The 10,898-nt window shown below is 44.9% G+C and carries 8 protein-coding genes; 6 read left to right on the top strand and 2 right to left on the bottom strand.

All coding sequences use genetic code 11. The annotated features are described in order from the left end of the window. Positions 1 to 522: 522 nt before the first annotated feature. Positions 523 to 1,905, top strand: coding sequence for an aromatic ring-hydroxylating dioxygenase subunit alpha (locus O9290_RS15845; RefSeq protein ID WP_288055511.1), 1,383 nt, complete (start codon positions 523 to 525; stop codon positions 1,903 to 1,905). A gap of 22 nt (positions 1,906 to 1,927) precedes the next feature. Here O9290_RS15845 and O9290_RS15840 read toward each other — a convergent pair whose 3' ends face one another. Next, positions 1,928 to 4,051, bottom strand: coding sequence for a serine/threonine-protein kinase (locus O9290_RS15840; RefSeq protein WP_288055514.1), 2,124 nt, complete (start codon positions 4,049 to 4,051; stop codon positions 1,928 to 1,930). A gap of 209 nt (positions 4,052 to 4,260) precedes the next feature. Here O9290_RS15840 and O9290_RS15835 point away from each other — a divergent pair, with 209 nt between their 5' ends. After that, positions 4,261 to 4,929 carry a hypothetical protein gene (locus O9290_RS15835; RefSeq protein WP_288055516.1) on the top strand — a complete coding sequence of 223 codons (669 nt, stop codon included), beginning with the start codon at positions 4,261 to 4,263 and terminating at the stop codon, positions 4,927 to 4,929. Between the two features lie 534 nt (positions 4,930 to 5,463). Beyond that, positions 5,464 to 6,633, top strand: a complete 1,170-nt coding sequence (locus O9290_RS15830; RefSeq protein ID WP_288057554.1) for an HhoA/HhoB/HtrA family serine endopeptidase — start codon at positions 5,464 to 5,466, stop codon at positions 6,631 to 6,633. A gap of 68 nt (positions 6,634 to 6,701) precedes the next feature. Here the strand turns inward: O9290_RS15830 and O9290_RS15825 are convergent, their stop codons facing one another. Further along, positions 6,702 to 7,565, bottom strand: a complete 864-nt coding sequence (locus tag O9290_RS15825; protein ID WP_288057552.1) for a WYL domain-containing protein — start codon at positions 7,563 to 7,565, stop codon at positions 6,702 to 6,704. A gap of 99 nt (positions 7,566 to 7,664) precedes the next feature. Between O9290_RS15825 and cas3 the strand changes: the two genes are divergently transcribed. The 3 genes from cas3 (at position 7,665) to O9290_RS15810 (ending at position 10,812) form a co-directional block, all read left to right on the top strand. Then, complete coding sequence (cas3, locus tag O9290_RS15820) at positions 7,665 to 9,830, top strand: type I-D CRISPR-associated helicase Cas3' (RefSeq protein ID WP_288057550.1); 2,166 nt, start codon at positions 7,665 to 7,667, stop codon at positions 9,828 to 9,830. 46 nt (positions 9,831 to 9,876) lie between these two features. Next, positions 9,877 to 10,119, top strand: a complete 243-nt coding sequence (locus O9290_RS15815) for a hypothetical protein (protein WP_052277819.1) — start codon at positions 9,877 to 9,879, stop codon at positions 10,117 to 10,119. Between the two features lie 345 nt (positions 10,120 to 10,464). Next, positions 10,465 to 10,812: a hypothetical protein gene (locus tag O9290_RS15810; protein ID WP_002742891.1), complete on the top strand. Its 348-nt coding sequence runs from the start codon at positions 10,465 to 10,467 to the stop codon at positions 10,810 to 10,812. Positions 10,813 to 10,898 lie beyond the last annotated feature (86 nt).

The raw sequence follows: 10,898 nt of genomic DNA, 5'->3' as shown, positions 1-10,898 counted from the left end.
TTGGGAGTTTTCAAAGAAATATTGGCGATAATGGTAGTTAGCTAGATTGAACAAATTTTTTGACAAGAAGGCATAATGGTCGATTTCTGACCATAAGGGATGGTTTTGACTGATAATATGACGTTCAACTAGCTTCATATCCTGATTATACCTGATAACGTTCTTAAAATCTATCTGTGGCCAAAGTTCAGCAATTCTCATTTTAAGGTTTCATGACATTAAAACCCCTGCACCTAGAGGGGTTAATAATTCTTAACGAATCTCTATATCGCTGAAACAACGCAAAATCGTTTCAAAATGAGAATTGCTGGCCAAAGTTACTTATTTTAGTTATCTAGCTACAGAAATGAGTAACTTTAAAAAGCTTTAGGTAGGTTTTTGGTTTCTGTGGTTAACCCTTTAATTATCACCCCAAAATATAGCGCCGGTGTTTGTTTCCCCAGCAGATACCGGCATCTGTCCCCTTTTGTCGATTAAATTTGTTAGATTTTGGAGGAGAAATGTTAACTTATTTGAAAATTTATGTTGAGCAGCACTGCTACCTATCCCATCGGGGGAACAGATATCGATCGCTTTGATTGTCGTCAAGTTTGGTATCCTATCTACTACGTCAAAGATTTAGACAAAAAGCAGCCCCAACGCTTTACCCTACTAGAAGAGGATTTAGTGATTTGGTGGGACAAAAATCAGCAAGAATGGCGAGTTTTCGAGGATAAATGTCCCCATCGTCTCGCTCCTCTCTCAGAAGGTCGTCTTAACGAAAGCGGACATCTAGAATGTCCCTATCACGGTTGGTCTTTTTCCGGAGGAGGAAACTGTGAATTTATTCCCCAACAACCGGAAAACAGTCAAGCTAACACCTCTCGACGCGCTTGTGTGCGCTCTTTTCCCACGGCTATCCGTCAGGGATTATTATTCGTTTATGCGGGTAATCCCGAAAATGCTCCCCTGACTGCGATTCCAATTATTGAACCCATGGAGGAGGATGGTGATGCTTGGATTTGTTTGGATACCTTTCGAGATCTACCCTACTCGGCCGTCACTTTAATCGAAAATATTATCGATTCTAGTCATGTTCCCTATACCCATCATCTCACCATCGGTAATCGGGCCAATGCCGCTCCTATGGAGTTAGAAATTATCGAGTCCAATCGTCAGGGATTTAAGGGAATTTGGCCCGAAGGACCGCGTAAAGGTAAATTAGGTCAGCAATACAGCAATTTTATCGCCCCCGGATTAATTTACCACGATCTCACCTCGGAAAAGTTCGGACGGACTTTAACCGCAGTCTATGCAACTCCAATCCGTCAGGGAGAATGTCGTCTCTTTGCTCGTTTTCCCTTTAAATTTAACTCTAAACTGCCGAAATTCTTCATTAAGCTTACCCCCACTTGGTATTCCCACATCAATCAAAACGCTATTCTTGAAGATGATCAGATTTTTCTCTACTATCAAGAGCGTTATCTGCAAGCTCAGGGGGATAGTCGGAATTTTAGTCAAGCTTGTTATCTCCCCACCAAAGCGGATTTATTCGTGTTTGAGTATCGCAATTGGGTTAATCAATACCAAGCTGATCCTTTCGCCGGTCAACCTTTTCCCCCCCTACAATCAAAAGAGATTCTCCTCGAACGATATCAGTCCCATACCAAAAATTGTGCTGTTTGTCAAGGGGCTTTAAAAAATATTAATCGTCTGCGGGGGTTAACATTAGCGATCGCTATTGTTCTTGGTCTATCTCTACCACTTTTAGCCCTAATTTTCGGTCAATCGGCCCTCATTCCCGTGACAGTGCTGACAGCATTAACTGTAATTATGGTGGCAGTTTATTGGCGCTTGGGAGAACTGAAAAAACAGTTTTATCAAGGACGGGAATTATTGCCGAGAAATACCGGTAAAAAGCGATAAAGCTGCCGAAAAAGAGCGGAAGTTAGGGAATCTGTTCCTCACTATCGACTTTGGGGGTTTGGTTTTGGGAAGATTGCTGAAGTTCTTGCCAGCGAGTTTCTGCCAGTTGTTTTTGTGTTTGCACTTCTCGGTCATTGGAACGATAACGAAGTGATTCTTGATAAGCTTGAATCGCTCGCTCGTATTGACCGAGTTTAAACCAACTATTGCCTAAACTTTTCCAGGTTTCGGGGTTATCTTTTTGCCTTTGAATCGCCTGTTGATAGGCGGTTATGGCTTGGGAATTGTCGCCTAAACGATAGCAAGCGTTACCGATACCGATAAAAACTTCGGCTTTTTGGGAAGAAATGCGGCGAGCTTTTTCGTAGGATGCGATCGCTTCTTGAAATCTTTCCATTTGATGAAGTAATGCCCCTTGATGTAACCAGGCTTGATAATAATTAGAATTGGCTTTAGTTGCTTGAGTAAATGCCTCCAAAGCTTCTGGTTTGCGGCCTAATTTTTGCAGAATAATCCCTTGACTATAGTGAGCTTGGGAAAATTGGGGATTAAATTGTCCAGCTTTGCTATAACTTTCTAAAGCCTCATTAATTTTATTTAATTGATACAAACTATTACCTTTTTGATACCAAATTAAGGCATTATCCGATTCGATCGCTAGAGCCTGATCGTAGGCTTTAACTGCCCCTTCATAATCCTCAAGATTTTGTAATGACCAGCCTTTTTTATACCAGGTTTTGGCATCATTTTGCTGAAAAGTTAACAATTTGTCAAGAGCTTTTTGGGCGGCGGAATATTGTTGCAGTTCTAGATAGATATCGGCCTTACCTTGCCAAGCTTGACTAGCGGCAGGATTAAGAGATAAGACCCGCTCAAAACTTTCCAAAGCCTCTTGATTTTTGCCTAACTTATCTAAAGCTTGCCCGCGACCGAGCCAAGCTGGCCAAGCGGAATCTGGGTTAATTTGAATAGCTTTTTCGTAGATAATTAAAGCTTCCGAGTATCTTTGTAAAGCTAATAAAGCATCAGCTTTTCCTTGGAATGCCTCAAGATAATCGGGATTAATTTTTAAGGCTTGATCATAGTAATTGAGGGCATCGGTATAGCGTTTGAGTTGATAAAAAGTCTGACCTTGTTGATAGTAACGAAGAGAATTACGAGAATTTTTCCAATAGTCAAAACCCAGATAAGAACCTGCTATTAAGCCAATTGTCCCACAGACAGATAAGATTTTTTTTAACCAAGATTTCCCTTGACGAGCAACCTGACCTTGAGGTTTCACCCCCTGGGTAGTTTTCGTGGCGAGATGATGAATTTTCCCTAATTTTCTCAGATCGATTAATGTTTCACCAGCGCTGGTATAACGCTGACGAAAATCATAGCGGATCATGCGCTCGATAACATAACTAAACTCGGCGCTAGTCATGGCCAAATGTTGCCAGAGAATTTCCCCCGTGCGAGCATCCAGTGGAATATCTTCGGGCTCTTTACCGGTTAAAGCTTGTAATCCAATAATACCAGTGGCATAGATATCGCTACTAAAACGCGGATAACCTTGGGCCTGTTCACTGGGGAAATAACCAGGGGTACCAATAGCGATGGTAGAAACGGTTTTACCTTCTTTAACCACTTGAGTGCTAATTTGTTTGACAGCACCAAAATCAATTAAAACCAATTGATGATCTTGGCTGCGACGAATAAGATTGAAGGGATTAACATCGCGATGGATCACCTGTTTCTGATGGACAAATTCGAGAATTGAGAGAATTTCTGTTAATAAAGCCACCACTTTCCCTTCATCTTGCCTATAGACACCGGCAGTAATTTCTGTGGCTAAATCTTCCCCTTCAATGTATTCTTGCACGAGGAAAAATTGCCCATTTTCCTCAAAATAGGCAAATAAACGGGGAATATGGCGATGAATGCCCAATTCTTGCAGGATTTTCGCCTCGGTTTCAAAGAGTCGTCTAGCGATGGCTACAGTTTCGGCATCCTGGCACTGGGGTTTAAATTGTTTGATCACACAACGATTTTGATTGGGTAACTGGCGATCGCAGGCCAAGAAAGTTTGTCCGAATCCCCCTTTTCCCAATTGACGGATAATTTGGTAGCGATGACTAAGGATGTTTCCGGCAGCGAGTTCCATAGACGATGGCAATCCGAGGTTTTTTACTATTCTAGGCTTTTCGGCTCTCTTTTGCGGTCGATGGACAAAATGCGGAAACTTTCCCCACTCCACTTTTTTCCCTATAGAGAGGGAAAAAATTCCCTGTTGAGGGGACTGACATGACAGACAGAAAAAAATAATCTAGAAACAGAGAAAGTTCACTGTTGTTTTTTGAGAGGATAACCGCTATGTCTATGAATCCTGTTACTAGAGCCAGTACAGCTTTACTGATTACCCTGCTCATGGGGTCGATGTCCGGTACTTTTCCCGTCCTCGCTCAAAGTAATATTAATCGGCCACGTCTCATCGCTCAACAAATCTCGATTCCGGTGGGAACAGTTATCCCTTTGAATTACGAGAAAGCCGATAAAATTTTAGTTTCTAAAAGTGATGTTATTCCTCTGACTTTAACCGTAGCCAGAGATATTCGTAACCGCAATGGGATTGTGGTGATTGCAGCGGGAAGTGAAGTCAAGGGTACTTTAGAAGCAGCCGGCCGAGGTGTGCGGTTTATTGCCGATGAAATTCGCCTTGATGGGGGCAATCGCACCATTCCCCTCAATGCTACTTCGCGATTAATTACTACCACTGAAACCCTGCGTAAAGGGGCAAAAACTCAAGATATCTTAGGGGGAACCCTCGCCGGTGCGGGGGCAGCCACAGCGATCGCTGCTCTTACGGGCGATCGCAAGATCGAAGTTCTCGATGTCTTAGCGGGGGCAGCCGTGGGAACCCTTGCAGGATGGGGCTTACCGGCGGCGGGAATTGTCGGTGGTAGTTCCGTGCAGTTATACTCTGTTAACCCCGATCGAGATTTAAATATTACCCTGCAATCGCCCCTAGTGATCAGAGATTAGTTAGGGTCTGCTGAAAAAGTTTTTCGTGGGGGCAGGGTGTGGGGTGTGGGGTGTGGGGTGTAGGGTTTTACCGATTTTGAGGTAGTCAGTTACCTAATTTTCAGGGAAAAAGTCCAGGAATTTTACCCCCGATCACTCCAATGGTAGGCACTTTTTGAGGTCAAAAAAGTCTAAAAGCCTTATCCAACAAGGTTTTTAGATTTATTCAGCCAGCCCTAGTTAACGGCAAACCTTAACCAAATCCGCCAGCAGACGGATTTGGTGTCAACTCATTGGTTTAAGCTGCCCGCGCCTTTAAATTGCTTGTTGAGACGAGACGAGACAAGAGACAAGAGACAAGACCCCCCAACCCTACCCGACATCGGGGGGGCAAGGGGTGGCAAGGGGTGGCAAGGGGGGGTCAGCTAATCTAAGGATAGGCGGTTAAGATGCGTCTTAGTTTAATCGGAGCGATCGATTTGTTAGATTTTTAATAGTCGGTCTGTGAACCGATAGACAGAAACAGTCAAAACATCAGAATTCAGAGATCAAAGTATGAAACTTCCTACAGGGTTACGGCGAACTATTACCCACGCTTTAGCAACTTTTCTGGGAATTATGCTCGGTTTTAGCAGTTTAGCGGCGGTAAATGCTCAAAATCTGCCCAGCACTGCCGCCGATCTGGCCAGAATTCCCCCGGAGATGACGGCGGAAAGTTTTGTCGCTAAGGCAGTGGCGCGCACGGGTGCGGCAGTAGTGCGAATTGACACCGAAGCGATCATTACTCGTCCCAATAGCCCCTTTTTTGATGATCCTTTTTTTCAGGAGTTTTTTGGAGAACAGTTTCGTCTTCCCACCCAGCAGCGAGTTGCTGGCCAGGGATCGGGTTTTATTATCGATGGCAGTGGTTTAATCTTAACTAATGCCCATGTGGTCGATAATGCCGATAAGGTAACGGTAACTTTAAAAGATGGTCGTAGCTTCAAAGGAGAAGTGCGCGGTACTGATGAGATCACTGATTTAGCCGTAGTGAAAATTAATCCCCAAGGGGAAAATTTACCTGTAGCCGTCCTCGGCAATTCCTCATCCATACAAGTGGGGGACTGGGCGATCGCAGTAGGCAATCCCGTCGGTCTAGATAATACGGTAACTTTAGGAATTATTAGCACGATCGGGCGCTCGGCGGCTAAGGCGGGTATTCCCGATAAACGCATTGATTTTATCCAAACCGATGCCGCTATTAACCCGGGTAATTCCGGCGGTCCTTTACTCAACGCCCAAGGAGAAGTCATCGGCATCAATACGGCGATTCGTGCCGATGCCATGGGCATCGGTTTTGCCATTCCCATCGACCGGGCCAAGCAGTTACAAGCAACCCTAGAAGCAGGTCAAAAGGTGGCCCATCCCTATATCGGTGTGCAGATGGTTAATCTAACTCCCGATTTAGCCCGGGCTAATAATCAAAACCCCAATTCTCCCATGATCGTCCCGGAAGTGTCGGGAATTTTGGTGGTGAAAGTCCTACCCAATACCCCCGCCGCAAAAGCCGGGATCCGTCGCGGGGATGTGATTGTTAAAGCTAATAATCAACCGGTTAGCGATGGCGCTGAGTTACAGGAAATGGTGGAAAAAACCGGGATCGGTCAATCTTTACCCCTAAGAATCAGAAGGGGGGAAAGGGCGATCGATCTCACCGTAATCACCGCCCAAATGTCAAATCAGTAATCGGCAGTCAGTGATCAGTTATCAGATGTGAGTTTTCATGCCTTGATTGAGCAGCGACGAAAATCTTTTCAGGACTCGTAGCGCCGATAAAGCCGCTGCAACTTGTCATAGAAACGCTTGCGGACTTTTTCCGGGGAGATCAGCAAGCAATCTTCTCCGTAGGGGAGAATTTCGCGGAAAAACCAGAAGCTACTCGTTACCTGTCGGGTAATCTGCCGGACGAGGGGATCGTTCGAGATCAATTCGTTGGCGATATCGATAGCGGTTTTAGTCCGGTACGATCGAGCTAATCCATCGAATAGCTGAAACTCGGCCGACACACTATCAAGCTGATTGCGCCATTTGCCCCTAGGGATCGGGGTAATTAAGGAATCGTTGGGGATTCGATCGATCCTTAAACTCCAATTATGCTGTAGTTCGGAAATATCTTGATTTCCCTCGGTTTCCTCGCACCAACAATCGAGATATAAGCGATCCTCGTGACGATTGATAGCGGCATGGTAAAGATGGAATTCCCAGATTCGATCGCCGGCATCCTGATAGGATAACTGAAACGGTTGTTGTCGGAGAATGCAGCGATCGAGTTCCCACCGCCAGGGTGGGGGAGGATTATCGAGGCGGTCTTCTAGCTCTTTCCGTAAGGGTCCCGGCAGTTCGCTCCGTTCTAATAGTAGTTTAGTTAGTTCTAGGGCGATGGGGATTTGTCCAGCATCGATGAGAAAATTGATCGCCTGTTGGAGCATCTGCAAGCGATCGGGCTTCCAGTCGTGATTAGGAGCGATTTTAAGCTTATTACGCGCAATTTCTTTGATTAACTTCGATATATTCGGTTTATCTCCCCAAAATAGCCCGAATTCACTGGCAAGGATTTCTAGGGACTGTTTTTCTTTTTCACTGACCGATAAAGTGATTGATTGTCCTATCCGGCTCATAGTTTATAAATATACGGACACTTTTTCTGTTAAGGTACTTGTCCATCCCTATTATCGTGGTTATTATGGAAGATAGCAAGGAGTTACGGACAGAAATTCATGGTAAATTATCAAGTAACGCTCAGGCCAGTCTATTCCTGTCCCGCAGACGAGATACCAGACGGGATCAAGGTTCCGCAAGGATGGCGGTTATCGTGGCATCAGGTGGAGACGTGGAAAGCACTCAACGATCCCGATGTCGCGGTAATCATCAATTCGGCCATGACGGGGGACGGGAAAAGTCTAGCGGCCTACCTGCGAACTTTGCAAGGATATTTCCCGATTATGGGACTCTACCCAACCAACGAACTAGCGCGGGATCAGCGGGGTCAGATCGAGGCATATATTCAACGATTTCAACCAACGGATCAACCCCGGGTCAATCTTTTAACCGGGCCCGAGTTGGAATTGTACGCCGAACGGGATGGGAAAACGAAAGCGATCGCTCTAGAGACTCGATCGAAACAGTCGGAAATTCTCTTAACTAACCCCGATATTTTCCATTATCTGCATCGGGGGGCCTATTTAACCCCCTACGATAACCCCGATCAGCTATGGAACCGGATCGATAAACATTTCGCTCTCTTCCTATTCGATGAATTTCACGTTTTCGGCACGCCACAGGTCGCCAGTATTATCAATACCATGCTTCTAATCCGACGGGCCAATCGTGGGAAACGATACCTGTTTCTATCCGCAACTCCCGACGAGGGTTTACTAAAACGATTGGATAAAGCGGGGTTTCGCTATCGATCGATCGACCCGGTAAGAGAAGGAAAATACCGGTTTCCCGATACCCCAGAAGAGGCCAATTCCCTCGCTCAAAGGGGATGGCGACAAGTAACCTCGGAAATCGAGCTATCTTTTATTCCTTTACCGTCGAGTTTTCAAACTTCGGAAAATTGGTTGAAGGAAAATAAAGAGCGAATTTTAGACTATTTTAAGCGATACCCCGGCAGCAAGGGCGCGATTATTCTCAATTCGATCGCTTCGGTTAAACGTCTGCTGCCGATTTTCCGAGAATTATTGGCGACTATCGGTTTAACAGTGGGGGAAAATACGGGTCTTTCGGGAACGCGGGAGAAGTTGGCATCGTTAAATCGTGATCTGGTGATCGGAACGAGTACCATCGATGTGGGGGTGGACTTCAAGATTAATTTTCTCATTTTCGAGTCGTCGGATGCGGGAAATTTTATTCAACGTTTCGGCCGTTTAGGCCGTCACAGCGGCTACGATCGAAAGGGAACGGCGGTAAAATTTACTAACTTCACAGCGATCGCTCTGGTTCCGAAATTTTTCCTAGAACGGTTATTCGAGAAGAAAGACGCACCGTTACAAGTCGGGGAACGGTATGACCGAATTCAGCTACAGGAGGCCATCAAGAGTAACTACCGTCATATCAATAATTTCGAGGGTTATTACCAACGTTGGGGAGCGGTACAATCATTTCAACTCTGGTGGAATTTAGGGAGTCCGAAGATCAAATCCCAATACGGGGAAAGTCGCCAGAAGTTTCAACAGGAATGCGAGGAGGTTTTCGATACCAGTTTAAAACGGGTCGCCGGTCGGGTGAAAGGATGGGCCGACGAATGGAAGGAGTTATCGGGGAAAAGCGGTAATCCGATTTTCGAGGATGCGTCTAGTTTTCGCGGGTCGAGTCCGTTATTATGCGGGTTATACGATTCGACGGAACTGGAGGAATGCGATCGCTTTAAAACCTACGATTTACCCAGTATTCTCGGTAATCTAGAGGTGGAGGTGTGGAGAAAAGGCGAGTTTAAGCGCCAGATCGAGGCCACGGAAACACCGATCGCACGCAGACGTTTCGATTATTGTCTTGCGTTTCTGAATTTAAAGGGGTATCGAGAGGAACGGTTAAACTGGCGCTTTACCTACGACGGCGATTTAGGCGAGATCGCCTCTGCGTGGAAAGTACAGGTTTTGACGGGAATCGGTGTTTGGCAACCGGATAATCCTTGGCTCGATCGAATTAGTCGGGAGTTACGGGATCTGGCTCTGGTTAGCTTCGTTCTTGCCTATCCCGTCGCTGCAGTTCGCCAACGCTTACAATTACCGATGCACTTCGGTATTTATCCGATTAGTGACGAGAGTAGTATTCATTCTCCCGTGTCTCCCTATTCTATAGCGATCGGTCAATCGGCTTTGTTGTTGGATACTCTCGCGTATCGGTTTAAGGGGAAAGGGGGTAAGGTGTGGATCTGTTGATGCCGTTTGAGGTCACTAAACAACACTTATCAGAAGATCGATAACCATGAATAATCCTAACGCTCGTTCTCACGAGGAACCGATAGACTCGCTCATAATATATAAAAAACGAACGGATATTAGTAATCTCGACCCGGAAGAACGAGATTATCTTGAATCTTACGAACGCGGGGAATGGATTTCCGATTTGACCCCCGAACGAGTTAAGGAATTGCAGGCCTACGCACGAGTGACATTGGAGGAACGAGAAAAAGAAAGGGAAAGTAAAAAAGAGATTATCGATCCCTAATAGGGATTTTGCCCTTTATTTGAAAAAAAACGGAAAAAAGGGTTCATTGAAAAGGTTGCATACGGCTTTTTCAATCCCTAAAAGGGGTTTTTCTAAATTTTCCAGTTTTTTATTCTGCCCTAACTACCCATATCATGTTATATCATAGATATGTGGTCAACTCCCAAGTTATGGATTATTTCTCCCCGCTCCTCGCTCCCCTATGCCTTGTAAACAGAATTTAGTATTATGGAGGAGAGAAGAGAATGTTTTAGTTAGCCGAATGCATCCGTTTTTACCTTTATCATGATCCCTATTTTACTATTAAGCTAGAATAAACCAATAAACCAAACCACTTAAAAATCTATGAACCTGCCTAAATCCCAAGAGCTTACTCTCATCTTTCTCGATCACCCTTTCGAGTACACCCTGAATCATCCGCTCATGGAGGCATTAAACAATGAAAGCAAGCAAACAATTGTACTGGTAATTGGTCAGCAGCAAGAAAAACAAGCCCTTGCTATAGAAATAATCAAAAATTGTTGCGGGACTGACAAAACATCAGAGGAGCTTATCGATATTAAAAATAGACTTGAGGAACTTGAAAACAAATTCGAGGGAATTGAACCTATAGCTCACGAATATCGATATAACAAGGCTCACAACCAGTTTTTAGAAGAACAACTCTCTTTTTACACACCTTCTGAAGATTAGCCATCAAACAAGAGATGAGGGAGTCAAAGTGTACGGACACTTTTTCTGGGATTTAGGTGCTCTTTGCTTCCTCCGCGTTTGATAAT

It is taken from the genome of Microcystis sp. LE19-41.2A (assembly GCF_027530405.1).
Lineage (GTDB): Bacteria > Cyanobacteriota > Cyanobacteriia > Cyanobacteriales > Microcystaceae > Microcystis > Microcystis aeruginosa.
This window is presented reverse-complemented; position numbering and strand designations above follow the sequence as displayed.